A 20,764-nucleotide genomic window follows, 5' to 3' on the forward strand; every position below is an offset into this window, starting at 1 on the left:
TAGTTTATGAACTAAAACTTTTCGTTATTTGCAGCAAACAAAGTTGCAGATATGAAAGGATTAACAGCAAAAGAAGAAGAAATCATGGGCTTTTTCTGGGAAAAAGGTCCCTTGTTCGTGAAGGAAATGTTGGCTTTCTATGAAGATCCCAAGCCACATTTCAATACACTATCTACGATTGTGCGTGGGTTGGAAGAAAAAGGTTTTCTAGCTCATTATACTTTCGGAAATACCTATCAATATTATCCCGTAGTCAGTGAAGAAGATTTTCGTAAAGGAACGCTGCGGAATGTGATTAGTAAGTATTTTAATAATTCTTACCTGAATGCCGTTTCTTCTTTAGTTAAAGAGGAAGATATTTCCTTGGATGAATTGAAACAGCTCATCGAGGAAGTGGAACAGGCTGACAAAAAACACTAATCTATTAAACGAAAATCTATGCTATGGGAGTTTTCTTCATTTATATATTAAAATCATCTGTTTGTCTTGTTCTGTTTTACCTGTTTTTCCGGTTATTACTTAGCAAGGAAACCTTTCATCGTTTCAATCGTATGGCTTTATTGGGAGTGTTGTTCTTTTCATTACTCATTCCTTGTATCGAAGTAACTACCCGGCATCAGGTTGAAGTGCAGCAGGCTGTGCTCTCCATTGAGCAATTGTTATTGATGGCAGAGTTGGAGGCTACTCCTGCCAATGTCGGTGCAGTGCAGGAGACGTCGGCCATATCTTGGGTACAGATTGTTCTGTTGGTCTATCTGGCGGGTATTCTGTTTCTTGCCTGTCGCAATATCTATTCTTTGATTTGTCTCTTCCGGTTGATACATTCCGGCAAACATGAGAAGTTGGAGAAAGGGGTTACACTTGTGGTGCACAATCAGGAGATAGCTCCGTTCAGTTGGATGAACTATATTGTCATCAGCCGGAAAGACCTGGAGGAAAACGGGAGGGAAATCCTTATTCATGAAATGGCTCATATCCACCATCGTCATTCAGTAGATTTATTGGTGGCGGATATTTGCATCTTTTTCCAATGGTTCAATCCTGGTGCATGGTTGTTGAAACAGGAGTTGCAGAACGTTCACGAATATGAAGCGGACGAGACCGTCATTAATGAGGGTGTAAACGCGAAAGAATATCAACTATTATTGATAAAAAAAGCCGTTGGCACAAGGCTCTACTCTATGGCCAACAGCTTTAATCACAGTAAACTTAAAAAACGTATCACTATGATGTTAAAAGAAAAATCGAATCCGTGGGCACGGTTGAAGTATTTGTATGTACTTCCGTTGGCAGCTATTGCAGTAACTGCTTTTGCCCGTCCTGAAATCTCTGAAAAAATGGAAGAGATTTCTGCTGTCAAAGTTAATGATTTGGCGGAAATTGTGCAAGAAAAGGTGCTGCAAGATACAGTAAAAGTATCTAAAGACGAGAAGAAAGATGATTTGGTGGTGTCCGGCGTGAAATCGAAAGAGGAGGAAGAAATTGTTATTTTTGAGGTTGTAGAGCAGATGCCGGAATATCCTGGTGGTATGAGTGCACTGCAAAAATATCTGTCGGAGAAAATAGCTGGTTCTCCGATGAAGGGTAAAGCGGGCGGTAGAGTGATGGTAGGTTTCACTGTGGCTGAAACCGGGAAGATAAAAGATGTACGTGTACTTCAGTCGGATGAAGCGTCATTAAATCAGGAAGCCGAAAGAATTGTCAGTGAAATGCCGGATTGGATTCCCGGAAAGCAACGAGGCAGACCTGTACCAGTGAAATATACTGTCCCTATAAGATTTGGGAATATCAGATTTGCAGAGAATAAGCAGCCTCTGATTTTTGCTGATGGCAAGGAGATTAGTATGGATGCTATGGAAAAGCTGGACCCGTCAACAATAGAAAGTATATCTGTGTTGAAAGATTCTACTTCGATAAAAGTGTATGGTAAACGGGGTGCGAACGGGGTGATACTTGTGAATACTCAACGAGGCAGTAAGACTAAAATACAGAATAAGGAAATCAGTTTTTCACAAAAAACAACCAGTACGGATGCTGTTCCCGATTTTCCGGTCAGTGGAACTGTTGTTGACGAGCAGGGGCGTCCGAAGGCTGGAGTCAGCATTATTGTGCCTAATACAAATCATGGTACGATAACGGATATAAATGGTCATTTTAGTCTGAAAGCAATGAAAGACGGCAATCTGTGGTTCTCATTTATTGGATATAAGCCAGTAAAAGCTTCTGTATCTTCTACGATGAATATACGAATGGAGCAGGAAGTGGTTGACCTGTTTCCTGAACTTTCAGGCAGTGTGAAAAATGGAAATTCAGGGTTTAAGGTGAATAATGGTGTAACTGTGCATGGGATAAAAGGCGAAGAGCCTTTAGTCATTATAGACGGGAAAGAAACTATGGAGAAAGATGCGTTGTCTAAGCTTGCGCCGGACCATATAAAAAGTATTTCTGTGCTGAAAGATAAATCAGCACAGGTTGTCTACGGAGACAAAGGAAAGAATGGGGTGATTATTGTAGAAATGTTGACGGATGATGAATATCAGGCCCGTCAGAACAAAAGATAAGAGAAATCATGTATTGATTTGTTGACGGAGGTACGCTAGTATCTCCGTTTCTTGTTCCGGGTGAAACCATTTTATTTCTTCATCTCTTTTGAACCAGGTCATCTGTTTACGCGAATAAATGCGGGAGTTTTGCTTGATTTTGTCTATAGCAAAGGGGAGTTCCCATTCTCCGTCCAGATATTTGAACAGTTCTTTATAGCCTACTGTATTGAGTGAATTGAGGTGACGATAGGGAAGTACGGAACGTACTTCTTCCAATAATCCTTCCTCCATCATCTGGTCTACCCGACGGTTGATACGGTCATAAAGTTCTTCCCGATCACGAGTCAGGCCGATTTTCAGAATACGGAAAGGACGCTGTTTTTTTTGTTGGGTGCGAAAAGAAGTATAAGTGCGTCCGGTCATATAGCAAATCTCCAACGCATGAATTACCCGCTTGGGATTCTTCAGATCTACAATCCGGTAATATTCCGGATCTAACAGGCGAAGTTCTGCGCAGAGTTGTTCAAGGCCTTCCTCTTCATACTTTTGTAGCATGAGTTGACGGGTTTCCGCATCAACGGTAGGAATATCGTCAATTCCCTTACAGATAGCGTCTACGTACATCATTGAGCCACCAGTGAGAATCACTACTTCGTGTTGCGTGAATAATTTCTCCAGAATATCCAGTGCTTCTGTTTCGTATTGAGCAGCGCTGTAATAGTCTGTGAGGTGGAGCGTGCCGACCAGTTGATGGGGGACACGTTTAAGTTGATCGGGAGTAGGAGCTGCTGTGCCTATTTTTAATTCGGCATAAAGCTGTCTCGAATCGGCAGATACAATGCTTGTCTGAAATGTTTCTGCCAAGCGCAGGCTCAACTCCGTTTTCCCCACACCTGTAGGACCTATAAGAACAATGAGAGTAGGCATAGATTTTTAAGTATTAAGTATAGAAGTATTAAGTATTAAAGCGTACGGGACTAAAAAAATATTAGGTATTAACTGCCTGACACTACATAGCAATTAATACCTAATACTTGATGCTTAATACTTAAAATTTTTCTTCTTCGTATGGGCTGCTAGTGTCACCACCTATGTCAAATCCTTCCTGATCGAAGTCTTCCATGTCGAAGTCCTGGTCTCCATAGAAGTTTTCATCCAGATCAAGAGAACCTCCGGTAGCGGTCATTTCTTCAAAGTCTACCGTTTGTTTGGGAGCATCTCCTGATTTCTTGGTACATTTGGCACCATTCATATCTTTTCCGGTGATAATTTCGGATAGTTCGATGAAGAAACAACGTTCTGTCATGTAATCGAATACATATAACAGTTTCTGTTTTTCATCTTCTACCAATTCGCTGATAGTAGTTTCTTTCATCACCCAGCTATCCATTTCCGGATTGTCGTCCATTTCTTCCAAGGTTACTTCTTTTTCTTTTTCCCAGTCGTCATCGCAGATAAAGAAAGAAGTCATCTGGTCGTTTGCGTACCCTACTGATTTCAGTATTGCTTCATGGAAGTCATAAAAAGTTGCTTCCGGGTCAATTTGTATTTCTCTGACAAAATCGTCAACTTCATCAGATATGATAGTAAATCTGTATATCATAATATGACTATTTTGAACTGTTTATTTAATAATACCACGTTCTGAATTACGGATGAAATTGACGATATAGTCAATTTCCGGGCTCTTTTCGAATTCATCTTCTATTTTTTTCAATGCTTCCGTCGTGTTCAAACCACTTTGGTAAATGATACGATATGCATTGTGAATATTTTCGATCACTTCATTGGAGAAACCACGACGGCGCAAGCCGATGATATTGATTCCGCTGAAAGCGATTGGTTCGCGTCCTGCAATGATGTAAGGAGGAATATCTTTACTGAAACGGCATCCGCCCTGAATCATTACATGACTGCCTACATGACAGAATTGATGCATCAATACATTGGCACTGACAATCGCGTTATCATCAATGACGATTTCGCCTGCCATCTTGGTAGAGTTACCGATGATACATCCGTTACCAACCAATGCGTCGTGTGCTACGTGTACACCCTCCATCAATAAATTGTTATTTCCCACAATCGTGCGCCCTTTAGCTGCCGTACCACGGTTGATTGTTACATTTTCACGAATCAGATTATTATCTCCGATTTCGGCTGTCGATTCTTCACCGCGAAACTTGAGGTCTTGCGGAATGGCTCCGATAACGGCACCCGGAAAAATCGTGTTTCCGTTACCAATACGTGAACCGTATAAAATATTGGCGTTAGCCATAATTTTATTGTTGTCGCCGATAACTACGTTCTTATCTATAAATACAAAAGGCGCAATTTCTACATTTTCCCCAATCTTAGCTTCGGGATGGATATACGCTAAAGGACTTATCATGCTTTTAAATATCAATTATTACTTATTTTTTACTATTTGTGCCATGAACTCTGCTTCGCAAACAACTTTCTCGCCGACAAACGCATATCCTTTCATGGTAGAAATACCGCGACGAATAGGTGCCAGCAGTTCTACGCGAAAGATGATTGTATCTCCCGGCACTACTTTCTGGCGGAATTTCACTCCGTCTATTTTCATGAAATAGGTAGAATAACGTTCTGGATCATCGACAGAATTCAAGACGAGCAAGCCTCCGACTTGTGCCATTGCTTCCACTTGAAGTACTCCCGGCATAACGGGCTCCTGTGGAAAATGTCCCTGAAAGAAAGGTTCGTTGGCTGTGATGTTTTTAATACCTACAATGTAGTTGGCACCAATTTCAATTACTTTGTCCACCAGTTGGAAAGGATAGCGGTGCGGCAACAATTCGCGGATACGGTTTACATCCATTATCGGCTCACGGTTACAGTCGTAACTTGGTGCCTGTATTTCGTGTAGACGGATTTCTTTCCGCATCTGACGGGCAAATTTATTGTTGATGGTGTGTCCCGGACGAGTAGCGATGATACGGCCTTTAATCGGTTTGCCAATTAAAGCGAGGTCACCAATGACATCCAGCAGTTTGTGACGGGCACATTCATTGGGCCAAACTAACGGTTTGTGATTGATATAGCCTAATTGATCGGCATCCATGTGAGGTACTCCCATCACATCTGCCAACTTATCGAAGCTTTCCTGTGACATCTTGCGTTCGTAGATTACGATCGCATTGTCCAGGTCACCACCTTTAATCAATCCGGCGGAGAGCAAAGGCTCTATTTCACGAACAAAGACGAAAGTACGGCTGGCAGCCACTTCGTCTTTGAAATTATGCATATCTTCAAGGGTAGCAAACTGATTCGGGATAATAGTCGAATCGTAAGAAACCAGTACATTCAGACTGAAATTCTCGTCAGGTAGTACAATAATAGAAGAACCAGTCGTTTCATCCCGGAACTCAATTTTAGACTTGATAATATAAAAGTCTTTGACGGCATTTTGCTCTACTGTTCCTACACGTTCTATTTCTTGTACGTAATATTGTGCACTACCATCTAAAATAGGAAATTCCGGTCCGTTAACTTGGATCAGGCAGTTATCAATGCCCAATGCGTAAAGGGCTGCCATACCATGTTCAATGGTGCTTACTTTGACTCCATTTTTCGACAATACAGTACCACGGGTGGTTTCTGTTACATTGTCGGCTACTGCGTCGATAGTTGGTTGTCCTTCTACGTCAATGCGTTGGATTTTATATCCATGATTGTCCGGAGCTGGATTGAATGTTACAGTGAGATCAAGTCCAGTGTGAAGACCTTTCCCGCTCAGTGAAAAGCTATCTTTCAGCGTTTTTTGTTTCAGCATTGGTTACTTATTTAATAGTTGTTTTAATTCTTCTACTTCTTTGCGCAGATTACGCAGTTCTTTCTGCATATCCGGCAGGCTTCTTTGTGCAATGGATGATTTGAAATATTGCTTCAGTTCCATAGGAGGAGTTCCGATAAGCTGGCTACCGGACTTGATGTCTCCCGGCACACCTGATTGTGCGCCTAATCCAACTTTATCTCCTATTTTAGCATGTCCTGCAATACCTACCTGGCCACCGATCATACACCATTCACCCACTTTGGTAGAACCGGCAATTCCGGCTTGCGCAGCCATAACGGTATGCGAACCTATTTCATCATTGTGTGCTATTTGTATCAGATTGTCTAACTTGACACCGCTGTGTACTACCGTAGCTCCCATTGTAGCACGGTCTACACACGTATTAGCACCTATATCTACTTTATCTTCCAGAATAACAATTCCGATTTGCGGAATCTTATCATATCCGTTTGGAGTGGGAGCAAAACCAAATCCGTCAGCTCCGATCACTGCACCCGAATGAAGGATACATTCATTACCTATGCGGCAATCATGATAAACATTTACATTGGAGTAAAGCAGGCAACTGTTGCCTATCTTCACGCCATCTCCAATGAAAGTGTGCGGGTAAATTTGAGTATTATCTCCAATCACGGTATTTTCGCCGATATAGGCAAAAGCACCGATGTATACATTCTCACCAATTTTGGCGCTGGGTGCAACAAAAGCTAATGAATCTATACCTTGTTTCTTAGGCTTGCTCATCTCATAAAGATTGAGCAATTTAGCCAGACTTTCGTATGCATTGTCTACTTTGATAAGAGTAGCTTTAATTTCGTGTTCGGGAGTGAAGTCCTTATTAACCAGGACAATGCTTGATTGTGTCTCGTAGATGTAAGGTGTATATTTGGGATTTGACAGGAAAGAAATTGCTCCGGGCATTCCCTCTTCAATTTTAGCGAATGTGTGTACCGTAGCGTTTTCGTCTCCAATGATTTCCCCTTGGATAAATGCTGCAATTTGCTTAGCCGAGAACTCCATGTCTTTTATTTAAAATTTAATTAGTTCACAAATAACGGATTTTTTTTTCAGATTTCCGTGTTATTGCATGAATATTTTATACTTATCTGTGTAATCTCTGATAGCAGAGATAGTATTTCTTTACCTTTTTGGACAATAATGAGATGTTCAGCATGTCCGATGCTTCGGCAATATTTTTGATAGTGCCGTCTTTGTAGATAATATCAATACTGTCATCTGCCGGGTCATACATATTCTTTTCGATGCTGGGGGTAGAGACAAAATAGTTCGCTTCGGAAAGGGTTATGCCTAGTTGTTGGCTGATGTGCAAAGTTAATTCTTTTTTTCTGTCCTCACTAATAGGTTCCGACGAAATTTCCACTTTAAAGATATTTCGGTTTATCATTCCCGTGCTTAAAGTGGAAAGTACTTTATCGGTGTGGGTGCTCCACACTTTCAAGGCTGTCCATATATCGTTGTCGTCCAGCTGGATGAAATTCTCCAGACAGTCGGGGTTGTTATAGAATTCCGTAGGATTGATATCATTGTAAAGGAAAAAACGTAATGCGGGTGATGCAAATAGTTCCACTCCTTGTGAAGCCAGTTCTTTGGCACGCAAGAGAGTACTAATCAGCATCTTTTCGTATGCCACGGACGTCTTATGCAGGTATACTTGCCAGTACATCAGGCGACGTGCCGTGAGGAAATTCTCGATAGAATAGATCCCTTTGGATTCGACAACCAAACGGTCATCCGCTACATCAAGCATTTTGATGATTCGGGCAGAGCCGATGTTACCTTCCGTTACGCCTGTATAAAAGCTGTCGCGGCGAAGATAATCAAGTCGGTCCATATCCAGCTGACCGCTTACGAGTTGATGCAGAAAGCGTTTCGGATATTCGTCCTTGAAGATTTGAATGGCAAGACTTAGCTGGCCGTTCATCTCTTTGTTCATCCGTTCCATCAACATGAGAGAAATCTCTTCGTGCGAGACTCCTTTTACAATCGTGTCTTCTAGTACATGCGAGAAAGGGCCGTGTCCTATATCATGCAACAGGATGGCGGCCTGCACGGCTTCCGCTTCACTATCAAAGATAAAATTGCCTTTGGAGGCCAGTTGGGTGATAGCTTCACTCATCAGGTGAAAAGCACCTAAGGAGTGTTGGAAGCGGGTATGTTGTGCACCGGGGTACACAACAGATGACAATCCTACTTGCTTGATGCGGGTAAGACGCTGCAAAAGGGGATGCCGTACTATATCGTACAGTAACCCCTTTGGAATATTGATGAACCCGAATACGGGGTCGTTAATTATCTTTCTTTCGTAAGGCATTCGTTTTCTTTAGAGATCCTTTTTCCCTTTTCAGAGAATTGCTTTGAGTTGTTCAGCCATTTGTGCTTGTACTTCTTGTGCGGCGGTGCGGGCAGCTTCTGCAAATTTCTCTGTTTTATCTACGTAGATAATACCACGCGACGAGTTAACAATCAATCCGCATGTACTGTTCATACCATATTTGCAAACTTCTTCGAGTGAACCGCCTTGTGCTCCCACGCCTGGTACGAGAAGGAAATGGTTCGGGACAATCTTGCGGATGTCCTCAAAAGCACGTCCTTGAGTAGCACCTACCACATACATCATGCGGTCATCGCCAGCCCATTCCTGTGATTTGCGTAATACTTTCTCGAACAGACGTTCGCCGTTTACGTCTTCTGTCAATTGGAAGTCATGAGATCCTTTGTTGGAAGTCAATGCCAACAGGATCACCCATTTGCCTTCGTAGGTAAGGAACGGAGTAACGCTGTCTTCACCCATGTAGGGGGCTACTGTTACAGAGTCGATATCCAATTCTTCAAAGAATGTGCGGGCATACATTGCAGAAGTATTTCCGATGTCACCACGCTTTGCGTCAGCAATGATGAATTGATCCGGATAGTTATCTTTGATATATTTTACTGTCTTTTCAAATGCGATCCATCCTTTTACACCCATGCTTTCATAGAAAGCCAGATTGGGTTTGTAGGCGATACACAAATCAGCTGTCGCGTCAATGATTGCTTTGTTGAATGCGAAGATCGGATCTTCTTCTTTCAACAGATGTTCCGGGATTTTCTTGATGTCAGTATCAAGTCCTACACAAAGGAATGATTTTTTGCGCTTTATGTTTTCAAATAATTGTTGCTTATCCATCTTGTTATTTACTATTTTGCAATTTACTATTTACTATTTTAAGAAACCGTTCTCAACTCTCAATTCTCAACTCTCCACTTCTCTAAAGTTCGCTTTCTTTCAGGCGTTCTGCATTTTCCGCTACGATCAGGTGGTCGATACAATCCTGGATATCCCCGTCCATGAAGGCTGCCAGATTATAGATTGTATAGTTGATGCGGTGGTCGGTGATACGTCCCTGGGGATAGTTGTAAGTTCGTATTTTGGCTGAACGGTCTCCGGTAGATACCATTGTCTTACGTTTGGAGGCAATGTCATCGATATATTTCTGATGTTCTTTGTCGTAGATAAAAGTACGGAGACGGGCCAAGGCGCGCTCTTTATTTTTCGGCTGGTCGCGTGTCTCGGTACATTCGATAAGGATTTCTTCGGCAATACCGGTGTTCGGGTTCTTCCAGATATAGCGCAGACGTACTCCGGATTCTACCTTGTTTACATTCTGTCCGCCGGCACCGCCGCTTCGGAAAGTGTCCCATTTGATTTCTCCTTCGTTGATGACTACATCGAACTCTTCTGCTTCAGGAAGCACGGCCACGGATGCGGCTGAAGTGTGAACACGTCCTTGCGTTTCCGTCGCAGGAACACGCTGTACGCGGTGTACTCCCGATTCGTATTTTAAAATTCCGTATACATTATCGCCTGTCACACTACAAACAATTTCTTTGAATCCGCCGGCTGTTCCTTCGTTCGCATTGGAGACTTCCATTTTCCAACCTTTGGTTTCACAGAATTTGGCATACATGCGGAAGAGGTCGCCGGCAAAAATAGCTGCTTCGTCGCCTCCTGCGCCGCCGCGGATTTCGAGAATAGCGTTCTTGCTGTCTTGCGGGTCGGCAGGGACAAGCATCAGTTTGATTTCTTCTTCCAATACCGGAAGGCGCTCTTGACTATTGTCCATTTCTTCTTTCGCCATTTCGCGCATTTCAGCGTCCGATTCATTGGCAAGGATATTTTTAGCTTCTTCAATATTACCCAGTAATTGGATATATTCTTTCCTTGCTTTCATCAAGTCGTCTAATTCCTTATATTCTTTAGTCAACTTGACATAACGTTTCTGGTCGGCAATCACTGCCGGGTCTGTGATAAGGGTAGATATTTCTTCAAAACGGGCTACGAGTCCGTCTAATTTTTCTAGTATGGTACTATTGTCTGCCATTCTTTAATATCTAAATTCTCCGAATTCGCTCTTAATGATTAATTCTGTTTGCTCGCATGCTTCAACACGTCCTACAATCTGTGCCGGAATACCGAATGACTCGGAAATAGCTATTACTTCTTCTGCATGTTCCGGTGACAGGTAGACTTCGAGGCGATGTCCCATATTGAATACCTTGTACATTTCTGCCCAGTCCGTACCGCTTTGTTCTTGGATCGTTTTGAATAAAGGAGGAACAGGGAAAAGATTATCTTTTACTACACGAACGTTTTCTACAAAATGCAGAACTTTAGTTTGTGCACCACCGGAGCAGTGTACCATTCCATGGATTTCCGGACGCAATGCATCAAGCAATTTTTTGACTACCGGTGCGTATGTACGGGTAGGAGAGAGTACTAACTTACCTGCATCAATTGGAGAATCTTCCACGCTGTCTGTTAGTTTTAACTTACCGGAATAAACTAACTCTTCAGGAACTGCAGCATCATAGCTTTCCGGATATTTTTCAGCAAGATATTTGCCGAATACGTCGTGACGGGCACTCGTCAAACCGTTGCTACCCATACCGCCATTGTATTCTTTCTCGTAAGTAGCTTGTCCGTAAGAAGCCAGACCAACGATCACGTCACCCGGACGAATATTGGCATTGTCGATAACGTCTGAACGTTTCATGCGGCAAGTTACGGTAGAGTCAACGATGATGGTACGTACCAAATCGCCGACATCTGCAGTTTCACCACCGGTTGCATATACGCCTACACCCATTTCACGGAGTTCGGCCAGCAATTCGTCTGTTCCGTTGATGATGGCGGAGATTACTTCTCCGGGAATCAACAGTTTGTTACGTCCAATGGTAGATGAAACAAGGATATTGTCTACGGCACCTACACAAAGCAGGTCGTCAATATTCATAATCAATGCATCCTGTGCAATACCTTTCCAAACGGATAAGTCACCCGTTTCTTTCCAGTACATATAAGCAAGAGATGATTTGGTTCCGGCACCATCGGCATGCATAATGTTACAATATTCCGGGTCACCTCCCAATATATCGGGAATAATTTTACAGAATGCTTTCGGGAAGATTCCTTTGTCGATGTTCTTGATGGCGTTGTGCACATCTTCTTTTGATGCGCTTACTCCACGCATCATGTATCGTTGATTACTCATGAGTTATAGAATTATTTTGTATACGGCTGCAAAAGTACAGCTTTTTTTTGGTACAGCCTAGAAAAACAGTCAGGTAAATTCCAGGGTAAACTTTCGATTATAATACGACTATGCGTGTAAAGCCAAGATTATAATGCATATTTTATATGTTCACTCCAGATTGAATCAATCAGTTTTCCGACTGTGGCATGACACCTCAAACTATATTCACTGATGTTTATATTGTACTTTTCAAGCAATGCTTTTCTTAAATCAGCATACTGAATTTCTGCAACATAGAAACCTGTATTAAGTGTTATTAGTTTTCCCTTGCAGAAAGGGCGAACGAAATTGAATACATCATTTTTAGAACTGAATTTTCTCTTCTTTTGAGCTGGTGGAAGTGTATTGGGAATTGTAGAAGTCTTTCTTTCCCATATTGCATTAACAAGATTTCCTATGGTAAATAGATTACTGATTGCTTTCTCACTATATGTTAATTCATAATCTTTAGCTAAGATTTGAATTAAAGGATATATACGTAAACCTGCAGTGATAATATTGGTGTCAAGAGTTATTAAAGATCCTGTACATAAACTTCGAACCAATCCAAATACATCATTCTTGTTCTTGAATGTTTTGTTTTTATTTGAATTTACTACAGACGAATTTCCTGATGCCATATTTGTAGATCTGTTGACATAAGACACTTCTTGTTTGGGTACGATAGGCTTTGATTGAGATTGTGTTTTAACTTTTTGCTCTGCTAAAAGATTCTCATATTCTTTCTGTACTTTTCTAGCTTTAGTTTGTTCATCGGACAGACGTTTTTGTAGTTGTTTGTTTTCCTCTATAGAATACAATAAACGCTTCTCTTTATCGAGTAAATCATTTTTTATTTTTTCATTTTCTTTTTTGCTTTCTATTATGGAAAACTCTAATTCTTTGATTCGAGAATCTGATTCTTTATTTAGGATTTGCATCTGCTTGATTTCAATCTTAGCTTTTTGTATGGCAGATTCATTCTTTTTTAAATTTTCAGTCATACTCTTGCAATCTTCAGTAGCCTGCAAAAGAGAACGTTGCAATCGTTGATTTTCGATTTCTAAATTACTTTTTATGGTCTGCAGTTCACTCACCATATTTATACTACGCCAATTGGTTCGCGCTACAGACAATTGTTTCTCATCCAATTGATAAGTGTTATTTCCATCAATGTAGTATAATATAGGAAAAGTCCAACCACATCTGTTGCAAAAATTAGAAGATATTGACACTTCTTTATCACATATAGGGCATATCTTGGTTGTATTTCCTATATATGTTTGTTTTTCAAATATTTGCTTGACTACATCTATTTGTTGTAAAGTCAAACGTTGACAGTCTTTTGCCAGAACGCTGATTTCTTCTTTTATCTTTTCTTTCTTAGCTTCGGCCTCTTTCTCTTGTCTAAGCTTTTCTTCTTCCCGTTGTTTTTGGGCAATATCTTCTTTGACTTTATTAATAGCACGGAGCAAATCTTTTAATGCATTTTGGGGATTTTCTTGATAATCGATATAATCTAATGGACGTATCAAAAGTTTAAATTTCTTGTTGTACTGGCTATTATCTATTTTTACAGGAATGATTGCTTTTTCTCCATCCAAAGCTTCAAATATTTCGCCTGCGGTCCACATCGATTCGTTCGAATGTTTGGAGGATATGAATATGAGCATCTTAGATTCAGCTATTGCGCCTGTGATAATTTCAATGAACTCTTGTCCACTGTAAATTCCGTCTTTATCGAACCAGTAGGTAATACCATTTTCATCGAATACATTTTGGATTTCCGCTATGGCATTACCAGGTATTACATTGTAGCTTTCATCAACGTAATCTCTGCGTGAATAGCTTATAAAAACATCGTATTTGTATTTCATGTTATATTATATTTCATTGGTTCAACCTAATATTTATCTACTGGCGTCAGAATTACTGTGTTTGGTATATTCATTCCAAATAGAATCAACAAGTTTATATAATGTAGAGTGGCATTTTAGAGTATGCTCACCAATATGGATGTTATATTTTTCGTATAATGCATCTTTTAGATCTGTATATTGAATATCTGCAACGTAACAGCTAGGATTAAGTGTTAAAAACCTTGCTTTGCAAAAGGAACGAACAAAATTGAATACATCATTTTTGTTCTTGAATGATTGATATTTCTTTGAATTTGTTGTAGAGAATTTGTCTAATATTATATTTCCTATTTCTCTTGCAGAAGGAACTTCCTGCTTCAATTCTATATTCTTTTGAACTTTCAAAAGGTTTTCATATTCTTCTTGTATTTCCTTAACTTTAGTTCGCTCATCAAGGAGATATTTTCGTAATGTCTCTATTTCATCCATAGCATTTTGTAGAGCATATTTATTATCGGTCATACTTTTATGTTCTTCGGTAGCTTGTAAGGGGGAACTCTTCAGAGGTTGTTTTTCGGGCTCTAAACTGTTTTTTATTATACTACACCAATTGGTTCGAGCTATGGATAATTGTTCTTCATCCAAAGGATAAGTGTTGTTTTCATCAATACAGTATAATATAGGGAAAGTCCAACCACATCTGTTACAAAAATTAGAAGATATTGATACTTCCTTGTCACATATAGGACATATCTTGGTTGTATTTCCTATATATATTTGTTTTTCAAATATTTGGTTGACTACATCTATTTGTTGCAAAGTCAAACGTTGGCAGTCTTTTGCCAAAACACTGATTTCTTTTTTTATTTTTTCTTTCTTTGCTTCCGCCTCTCTCTCTTCTCTAAGCTTTTCTTCTTCCCGCTGTTTTTGAGCAATATCTTCTTTGACTTTATTAATGGCACGGAGTAGATCTTTTAATGCGTTTTTGGGATTTTCCAGATAATCAATATAATCTAATGGTCGTATAAGAAGTTTAAACTTCTTATTATACTGGCTATTATCAATTTTTACAGGGATAATTGCTTTTTCTCCGTCCAAGGCTTCGAATATTTCTCCTGCAGTCCACATCGATTCGTTCGAATGTTTGGAGGATATGAATATGAGTATCTTAGATTCAGCTATTGCGCCTGTGATAATTTCAATGAACTCTTGTCCACTGTAAATTCCGTCTTTATCGAACCAGTAGGTAATACCATTTTCATCGAATACATTTTGGATTTCCGCTATGGCATTACCAGGTATTACATTGTAGCTTTCATCAACGTAATCTCTGCGTGAATAGCTTATAAAAACATCGTATTTGTATTTCATGTTATATTGTATTTACTAAAATGTGACCTCTGATTTATAGTGCGAATATACTCTTTTTGAGTGGAATAAAGAATAACAAAGAAATATTTTGTGAAAAAAAAGACGACATAAAGTAGTGTTCGATATTAGTACTTAAAATAGTTGTTGAAAATTTGATAATTAATTGATTCTCTATTGAAACAGATACTTGATTATTTCCAAGCGAATGCTTTAAGATTGCATCACGAATATAATGATTTAATGCTGTAAAATGACATTTGTGATTAAATGGAAAATAAATGTACTTTTCTATTAGAAAACCATGCTTATCTGGGCCATCTTTTGTAAAATGTGAGGTGGATATAAATAAAAATAGTGGGAAAGTTTCTTCTTTTCCCACCAGCTAAAGATTTATTTATATTGCTAAGTATCTCTAAATGTAAAATATAAAGATCGATTTAGCCTCTTTTTAGAATTCTACCTTCGGAGCCTTCTCACTTCCTTCTTCTGCTTCAAAATATGCTTTCTTATCAAAGCCGAACATTCCTGCAAAGATATTTTTGGGGAAACGGCGGATATTGGTGTTATAAGCCTGTGCAGCATCATTGAAATTTTTGCGCGCTACATTGATACGGTTTTCAGTTCCTTCCAGTTGAGCCTGTAATTCCAGGAAGTTTTGATTAGCTTTTAAGTCCGGATAATTCTCGGTAATAGCTAATAACTTGCCCAGTGCTGATGTTACAGCACCTTGTGCCTTTTGATATTGCGCTAACTTTTCCGGTGTCAGATCGGCAGCGTCCACTTTTATTTGAGTTGCCTGGCTACGTGCGGCAACAACTCCCTCTAATGTTTCCTTCTCATGTGTCGCATATCCTTTCACTGTGTTTACCAGATTAGGAATCAAGTCGGCACGACGTTGGTATTGAGTTTCTACATTTGCCCATTTGCCGGTAACATTCTCGTCCATAGTAACCAGACCGTTATATACACTTACTGCCCATATGACAAGGATAGCCACAACGGCTAAGATGATAATAATTGACTTCTTCATGTTTCTTGTTTTTATTGAATTTGATAATTTGTTTTCTACTTATTTTCTTTAGAAACGAGAACCGGCACCGCCGCCACCGCCCATTCCTCCGCCAAAGCTGCCTCCACCGAAACCGCCTCCGCCTCCGAAACTACCTCCGCCGAAGCCTCCAATAAATGGACCACCTCCGCCACCTCCCCGGTGGTGGTAATCATTATCATAACTTTGTTGGCGACGTATGATGGTATGTCCGCAGTTTCTACATGTATAGGTAACATCCTCGGTTTTCACCCCGTTAATTCGGGATACGACAGCACTTCCGCTTCTCTGTAATTGATGTTTACCACAATTCGGACAACGGCTTTGTTTGCGTGCCGAAAAGAAAGCAAGACCTCCGCCAATAGCAATAAAACAAAGAATGGCAAGAACAAAATCAAAAGAACCACCGCTGTTCGAATCGGAGAGAGCATCATTTTCCATAGAACCGTCAAGCCGCTGACAAGTCGCTTTTAGGCCGGTCACCATTCCGGCATCCCAATTTCCGTCTTTCAGGTAAGGAATCATATATCTGGTTTGAATCCTTTTACAGATCGCATCGGGGAGCACTCCTTCCAAACCATAACCGGTATAAAACTGGATACAACGTTGATCTGTAACCAACAAAATAACCAATCCGTTATTTTTATCTTTCTTCCCTACACCCCATTTATTAAGTAACTGATGGCAGAAGTTGAAACAATCTTCTTCTCCGATTGATGGAACTACGGCAACCACCGTTTCAATTCCTGTTTGTTGTTCCAAGGCATAAAGCATGGAGTCTATACTGTCACAAGCTGCCTGTGAAAGTATGCCGGCCGGGTTGCAAACATATTGCATTTTGTTTTGCAGGTGAACTTTTGGGAGGTTGTCCACCGTGTATACTTTCTCTTGAGCTTGTAGTGGGAACAGAAGAAAAGTAGCTAGTATAAAAGTCAATATTGATTTCATAACGATTATTTTACGTTTGCAAATATAGAAACTTTTTCTGTTATGAATCTAAAACTCCTTGTTATAATAGGTTTAATGAATGTATCGCCCGACGAATGCACGGACTCGGTCGGTGTATTCCTGTTTATTCTCTTTGTATGAAACTGCATGAGCCGCTCCTGGAACAATCCATAGTTCTTTGGGTCCCGGTTTGGCTTCGTAGAGCGAATATACCATCCAGGTAGGCACATACGTGTCTTTATCCCCGTGAATAAACAGCATCGGAAGCTGTGATTTGGCTACTTGTTTCAGTGAGGAAGCCTCTTTAAAATTCCATCCATATTTCTTCTCGCAAAGCCAGCTTGTGGTATACATGAGTGGAAAAGGGGGAAGGTGGAAACTAGCTTTAAGCTCATGTGAGAATTCGTCCCATACACTGGTGTAGCCGCAATCTTCCACAAAGCATTTAACAAATGGTTTCTGTTCCTCACCGGACACCATCATGGTTGTCGCACCTCCCATTGAAATGCCGTGTACAACCATTTGTGTACTATCTCCGAAAATCTCATTGGCAATGTTCATCCATTGCAATACGTCCCAACGGTCTTTCCATCCCATCTGGATGGCTGGGCCTTCACTTTCTCCCTGATGTTGCAGGTCGGGAAGTAATATGTTATATCCTAAATCTCGATTATACAGATAACCAATCATAAACATACGGATAGCATTATCTGTATGTCCATGCACAATGACTGCTGTCTTACTGGTGGGTTGGGGAGCAGCAACATAATACGCATGAAGTTGTATTCCGTGCGGATTGATGATGAATGTATCTTTCAGTGCATCCACTTGTTTCAGGCTGTCCACCCATGGACGTAGGAAAGGGTAGTTTCTATACATGAAGGGATAAGAGTCAGCATCTTTAGACAAAATCTTGGCATTCGGAGTCAATGAAAAGTTTAACATATAAAAACTTCCTCCGATGGTGCAGCCGGTCAATGCCAGCATGATAATAATGATGCTATATACAACTTTTCTCCTCATAAAAACTCTCTCTAATCCTTATTTATGCCATATCTCCCATGCGGCAAATGCCTGGAGCAGCAGCATTTCCAGACCGTTTTTAACAACAGCCCCTTGTGCTTCTCCTTTTTTCATGAACAGTGTAACATTCGGATTATATAACAAATCGTAGAGCAAATGGTTTGGAGTCAGTAGCTCATAAGGAATATTAGGGCAGAAATCTACCTTAGGAAACATACCTACGGGAGTACAGTTGACGATGATTGTATATTCTGCCATAATTTCGGGAGTCAGTTCCTCATAAGTCAGCATATCATCGGCTTTGTGGGTGCGTGATACGAATATACTTTCAATACCCAGGTTTTTCAGCCCGTGGTAGACGGCTTTGGAAGCTCCGCCGGTACCCAGAATCAATGCTTTTTGGTGATGAGGCTGCAATAAAGGTTGAATGGATTGAGTAAATCCGATGATGTCGGAGTTGTAGCCAACCAGTTTGACTTTTCCTTTCTGCTGGCGGATGATTTTAATGACATTCACAGCACCTATCTTTGCGGTATCACGGTCGAGTTCATCCAAAAAAGGAATCACTTGTTCTTTGTAGGGGATAGTCACATTAAGCCCGCATAAATTGGGATTCTCTTCGATAACTTCCATGAAGTTATTAATGCTGGGAATTTCAAAATTCACATACTCTGCATTGATACCTTCGGATTTGAATTTCTCATTAAAGTATCCGATAGAAAAAGAATGTCGCAGAGGGTAGCCGATTAAACCATATTTTTCCATAATCATTTATTGCTTAGTTGGGTTATTGGGTTTACTTTTTAGAAGACGTACTATTTCTTTTACTTTACCGTCAGGGTATTTGTCTTTATAGTATTCCGTCAAATCTTCGTATATCCAGAAATTATAAGGGCGGCCGATAAAGATATTGAAAGTGTTAGATGACTTCTCGCCGTCAATGCCTAATTTCAATTTTATATGGTTGTATATTTGGTCGTCAGGAGGAATAAGTCTGCAAGTTTTGGCTATTTCAGTCGTTATTCCATACATACCATGAGCTTCTGCTTCTTCGATTGCGAATTCCTTTTTTGTTATAGGAAAGCCATCAGAATTGAGTAATGTATATGTACCGGAGTTCTTTTCCTGAATAGATATACTGTATGATTCTCCATTGGTATAGGGAGATTTATTCTCTAAATCGGCTTTTATTTTTTCTTTAATTTCGTCCGTTTCTACATCTATGCCATATTCTACGGCAACGATATCGAATTTCTGTTCAGATTGAGAGGGGGTTCTGGTAATTACTAAACCTTGTTTCTGGTCAATTTCTTGTCCGTTCAGGCAGAATTTCCGGTCGAATACGGGTTCTTTCTTTGATTTCCAGGTCAGTTTACTGGAAAAAGTGATGACAGATGGTTCTTTTCCATCATTCCAGTCTATTTCTACTTTCTCATTATCGAATGTATGATCGCCATTGAATTCTCCGAAAGTCAGATAATATTTTCCGTCTTTGCTTACTCCTGTTTGCAGACCTGTGAAATAGGCCATATAAGCTCTGGTGCGTTCGTTTAGCGGAGCATCTTTTTCGTAAGTCTCCCCTTTGTAGATCGCTTTTATTCCTTGATTGGCAATGGAGCCTTTGGTGAGTGGATTCAGTAGGTCATTGCCTTGAGCATCCTGTACTGAAATGTAAAGAACTATGGGAGCAAAATCCCATATTAGGTCATCTCCTCCATTGTTTGTTGGATCACAAGAGGTAAAATTGATACAACAAAAAATGCAGAGTAGAAATAGTCCAATTGATTTTGTTGTTTTCATAAGGTTACATTATTAGGTTATTTGGTTGCGGTATAAAGAGTGCAGATACCAAAGGTCAGCCGTTTGAAGTTGACTTCGCTAAAACCGGCTCGGGCGATGACTCCTTTCATGACTTCCCCTTGAGGAAATACTTTGATGGTGTCCGGCAGATAGCGGTAGGCACTGTTATCTTTGGATAGAAGCTTACCCAATAATGGAATGACGACTTTAGAGTAGATGGAAAACAGTTGTTTCATCGGGAAGCGGTCCGGAGTGGTAAGTTCCAGAATTACAAGATGACCGCCCGGTTTCAGTACGCGGCACATCTCGGAGAGCCCTTTGTCGAGATCTTCGAAATTGCGGATACCGAAAGCTACAGTAATAGCGTCAAAATCATTGTCGGCAAAAGAGAGTGAAGTGCAGTCCTCCCGGGCAAAAGATATTTTATCCGACAGTCCTTCCTTTTTTACTTTTTCACGTCCCACATTCATCATACCTTCCGAGATGTCCGTGCCGATTAGTTCGGCAGGTTGCAGTTTGCGGCAGGCGAGGATGGCAAAATCCCCTGTACCGGTCGCTACATCCATCATTCGCTGCGGTTGAAAAGGGTGTAACCAGGCAATAGCTTTTTTGCGCCAGCTGCGGTCGATACCTAAAGATAAGGTATGGTTCAGCTTGTCGTAGGCATGTGCGATGTTGTCGAACATACGTTCCACTTGCTCGGTCTTTTTTCCTTCTTCGTCGTAAGGCTTGATATGTTGTTGCGGGTAATCCATTTTTTAGTTGATAGTTGATAAATG

The 20,764-nt window shown here is 40.5% G+C and carries 20 protein-coding genes; 2 read left to right on the forward strand and 18 right to left on the reverse strand.

Going from position 1 to position 20,764, the window contains the following annotated elements; translation table 11 throughout:
• The first annotated feature begins 51 nt into the window (after positions 1–51).
• Entirely contained in the window at positions 52–420 is a 369-nt protein-coding gene (locus KSX81_RS17975; protein ID WP_004301694.1) for a BlaI/MecI/CopY family transcriptional regulator, read from the forward strand.
• Positions 421–443: 23 nt separating this feature from the next.
• Positions 444–2,561 (forward strand): M56 family metallopeptidase, encoded by a 2,118-nt coding sequence (locus KSX81_RS17980; RefSeq protein WP_052588015.1) that lies wholly within the window; start codon positions 444–446, stop codon positions 2,559–2,561.
• A gap of 6 nt (positions 2,562–2,567) precedes the next feature.
• Here KSX81_RS17980 and miaA read toward each other — a convergent pair whose 3' ends face one another.
• The 18 genes from miaA to ubiE all read right to left on the reverse strand — a co-directional run bounded on the left by miaA (position 2,568) and on the right by ubiE (position 20,740).
• Positions 2,568–3,470: a tRNA (adenosine(37)-N6)-dimethylallyltransferase MiaA gene (gene miaA, locus KSX81_RS17985; RefSeq protein ID WP_004301696.1), complete on the reverse strand. Its 903-nt coding sequence runs from the start codon at positions 3,468–3,470 to the stop codon at positions 2,568–2,570.
• Positions 3,471–3,591: 121 nt separating this feature from the next.
• A complete protein-coding gene (locus KSX81_RS17990; RefSeq protein ID WP_004301697.1) occupies positions 3,592–4,146 on the reverse strand; it encodes an IS1096 element passenger TnpR family protein in 555 nt (184 codons plus the stop codon).
• 21 nt (positions 4,147–4,167) lie between these two features.
• Entirely contained in the window at positions 4,168–4,935 is a 768-nt protein-coding gene (lpxA, locus tag KSX81_RS17995) for an acyl-ACP--UDP-N-acetylglucosamine O-acyltransferase (protein ID WP_004301698.1), read from the reverse strand.
• Between the two features lie 18 nt (positions 4,936–4,953).
• Positions 4,954–6,339 (reverse strand): bifunctional UDP-3-O-[3-hydroxymyristoyl] N-acetylglucosamine deacetylase/3-hydroxyacyl-ACP dehydratase, encoded by a 1,386-nt coding sequence (locus KSX81_RS18000; RefSeq protein ID WP_004301699.1) that lies wholly within the window; start codon positions 6,337–6,339, stop codon positions 4,954–4,956.
• A gap of 3 nt (positions 6,340–6,342) precedes the next feature.
• A complete protein-coding gene (lpxD, locus tag KSX81_RS18005) occupies positions 6,343–7,383 on the reverse strand; it encodes a UDP-3-O-(3-hydroxymyristoyl)glucosamine N-acyltransferase (protein WP_004301700.1) in 1,041 nt (346 codons plus the stop codon).
• An 82-nt stretch (positions 7,384–7,465) separates the two neighbouring features.
• Positions 7,466–8,695 (reverse strand): HD domain-containing protein, encoded by a 1,230-nt coding sequence (locus tag KSX81_RS18010; RefSeq protein ID WP_004308539.1) that lies wholly within the window; start codon positions 8,693–8,695, stop codon positions 7,466–7,468.
• A gap of 30 nt (positions 8,696–8,725) precedes the next feature.
• Entirely contained in the window at positions 8,726–9,550 is an 825-nt protein-coding gene (pyrF, locus tag KSX81_RS18015; protein WP_004301706.1) for an orotidine-5'-phosphate decarboxylase, read from the reverse strand.
• An 82-nt stretch (positions 9,551–9,632) separates the two neighbouring features.
• Entirely contained in the window at positions 9,633–10,745 is a 1,113-nt protein-coding gene (gene prfA, locus KSX81_RS18020) for a peptide chain release factor 1 (RefSeq protein ID WP_004301709.1), read from the reverse strand.
• 3 nt (positions 10,746–10,748) lie between these two features.
• A complete protein-coding gene (locus KSX81_RS18025) occupies positions 10,749–11,915 on the reverse strand; it encodes an AIR synthase-related protein (protein WP_004320904.1) in 1,167 nt (388 codons plus the stop codon).
• A gap of 128 nt (positions 11,916–12,043) precedes the next feature.
• Positions 12,044–13,813, reverse strand: coding sequence for a TIR domain-containing protein (locus KSX81_RS18030; RefSeq protein WP_004301713.1), 1,770 nt, complete (start codon positions 13,811–13,813; stop codon positions 12,044–12,046).
• 33 nt (positions 13,814–13,846) lie between these two features.
• A complete protein-coding gene (locus tag KSX81_RS18035; RefSeq protein WP_004301715.1) occupies positions 13,847–15,166 on the reverse strand; it encodes a toll/interleukin-1 receptor domain-containing protein in 1,320 nt (439 codons plus the stop codon).
• A gap of 34 nt (positions 15,167–15,200) precedes the next feature.
• Positions 15,201–15,545: a hypothetical protein gene (locus tag KSX81_RS18040; protein ID WP_130060920.1), complete on the reverse strand. Its 345-nt coding sequence runs from the start codon at positions 15,543–15,545 to the stop codon at positions 15,201–15,203.
• A gap of 69 nt (positions 15,546–15,614) precedes the next feature.
• Complete coding sequence (locus KSX81_RS18045; protein WP_004301719.1) at positions 15,615–16,196, reverse strand: LemA family protein; 582 nt, start codon at positions 16,194–16,196, stop codon at positions 15,615–15,617.
• Between the two features lie 48 nt (positions 16,197–16,244).
• The gene (locus KSX81_RS18050; RefSeq protein WP_004301721.1) at positions 16,245–17,162 is read right to left on the reverse strand and encodes a TPM domain-containing protein; all 918 of its coding nucleotides are present in this window, start codon (positions 17,160–17,162) and stop codon (positions 16,245–16,247) included.
• 72 nt (positions 17,163–17,234) lie between these two features.
• The gene (locus KSX81_RS18055) at positions 17,235–18,185 is read right to left on the reverse strand and encodes an alpha/beta hydrolase (protein ID WP_004301723.1); all 951 of its coding nucleotides are present in this window, start codon (positions 18,183–18,185) and stop codon (positions 17,235–17,237) included.
• A gap of 18 nt (positions 18,186–18,203) precedes the next feature.
• Positions 18,204–18,950: a shikimate dehydrogenase family protein gene (locus KSX81_RS18060; protein WP_004304542.1), complete on the reverse strand. Its 747-nt coding sequence runs from the start codon at positions 18,948–18,950 to the stop codon at positions 18,204–18,206.
• 6 nt (positions 18,951–18,956) lie between these two features.
• Positions 18,957–19,985 (reverse strand): hypothetical protein, encoded by a 1,029-nt coding sequence (locus KSX81_RS18065; protein ID WP_149938961.1) that lies wholly within the window; start codon positions 19,983–19,985, stop codon positions 18,957–18,959.
• Positions 19,986–20,002: 17 nt separating this feature from the next.
• On the reverse strand, positions 20,003–20,740 hold the full coding sequence (gene ubiE, locus KSX81_RS18070) for a bifunctional demethylmenaquinone methyltransferase/2-methoxy-6-polyprenyl-1,4-benzoquinol methylase UbiE (protein WP_004308553.1): 738 nt from the start codon (positions 20,738–20,740) through the stop codon (positions 20,003–20,005).
• Positions 20,741–20,764: the final 24 nt, after the last annotated feature.

This window comes from Bacteroides sp. MSK.18.37, from assembly GCF_019129155.2.
GTDB classification, from domain to species: Bacteria; Bacteroidota; Bacteroidia; order Bacteroidales; family Bacteroidaceae; genus Bacteroides; species Bacteroides ovatus.

Coding starts and splice junctions, on each gene's coding strand:
- KSX81_RS18030 (WP_004301713.1), bottom strand. CDS start 13,813: ATGAAATACAAATACGATGTTTTTATAAGCTATTCACGCAGAGATTAC.
- KSX81_RS17980 (WP_052588015.1), top strand. CDS start 444: ATGGGAGTTTTCTTCATTTATATATTAAAATCATCTGTTTGTCTTGTT.
- KSX81_RS17990 (WP_004301697.1), bottom strand. CDS start 4,146: ATGATATACAGATTTACTATCATATCTGATGAAGTTGACGATTTTGTC.
- KSX81_RS18000 (WP_004301699.1), bottom strand. CDS start 6,339: ATGCTGAAACAAAAAACGCTGAAAGATAGCTTTTCACTGAGCGGGAAA.
- prfA (WP_004301709.1), bottom strand. CDS start 10,745: ATGGCAGACAATAGTACCATACTAGAAAAATTAGACGGACTCGTAGCC.
- lpxD (WP_004301700.1), bottom strand. CDS start 7,383: ATGGAGTTCTCGGCTAAGCAAATTGCAGCATTTATCCAAGGGGAAATC.
- KSX81_RS18055 (WP_004301723.1), bottom strand. CDS start 18,185: ATGAGGAGAAAAGTTGTATATAGCATCATTATTATCATGCTGGCATTG.
- KSX81_RS18050 (WP_004301721.1), bottom strand. CDS start 17,162: ATGAAATCAATATTGACTTTTATACTAGCTACTTTTCTTCTGTTCCCA.
- KSX81_RS18065 (WP_149938961.1), bottom strand. CDS start 19,985: ATGAAAACAACAAAATCAATTGGACTATTTCTACTCTGCATTTTTTGT.
- KSX81_RS18035 (WP_004301715.1), bottom strand. CDS start 15,166: ATGAAATACAAATACGATGTTTTTATAAGCTATTCACGCAGAGATTAC.
- ubiE (WP_004308553.1), bottom strand. CDS start 20,740: ATGGATTACCCGCAACAACATATCAAGCCTTACGACGAAGAAGGAAAA.
- KSX81_RS18060 (WP_004304542.1), bottom strand. CDS start 18,950: ATGGAAAAATATGGTTTAATCGGCTACCCTCTGCGACATTCTTTTTCT.
- KSX81_RS18025 (WP_004320904.1), bottom strand. CDS start 11,915: ATGAGTAATCAACGATACATGATGCGTGGAGTAAGCGCATCAAAAGAA.
- KSX81_RS18010 (WP_004308539.1), bottom strand. CDS start 8,695: ATGCCTTACGAAAGAAAGATAATTAACGACCCCGTATTCGGGTTCATC.
- miaA (WP_004301696.1), bottom strand. CDS start 3,470: ATGCCTACTCTCATTGTTCTTATAGGTCCTACAGGTGTGGGGAAAACG.
- pyrF (WP_004301706.1), bottom strand. CDS start 9,550: ATGGATAAGCAACAATTATTTGAAAACATAAAGCGCAAAAAATCATTC.
- KSX81_RS18045 (WP_004301719.1), bottom strand. CDS start 16,196: ATGAAGAAGTCAATTATTATCATCTTAGCCGTTGTGGCTATCCTTGTC.
- KSX81_RS17975 (WP_004301694.1), top strand. CDS start 52: ATGAAAGGATTAACAGCAAAAGAAGAAGAAATCATGGGCTTTTTCTGG.
- lpxA (WP_004301698.1), bottom strand. CDS start 4,935: ATGATAAGTCCTTTAGCGTATATCCATCCCGAAGCTAAGATTGGGGAA.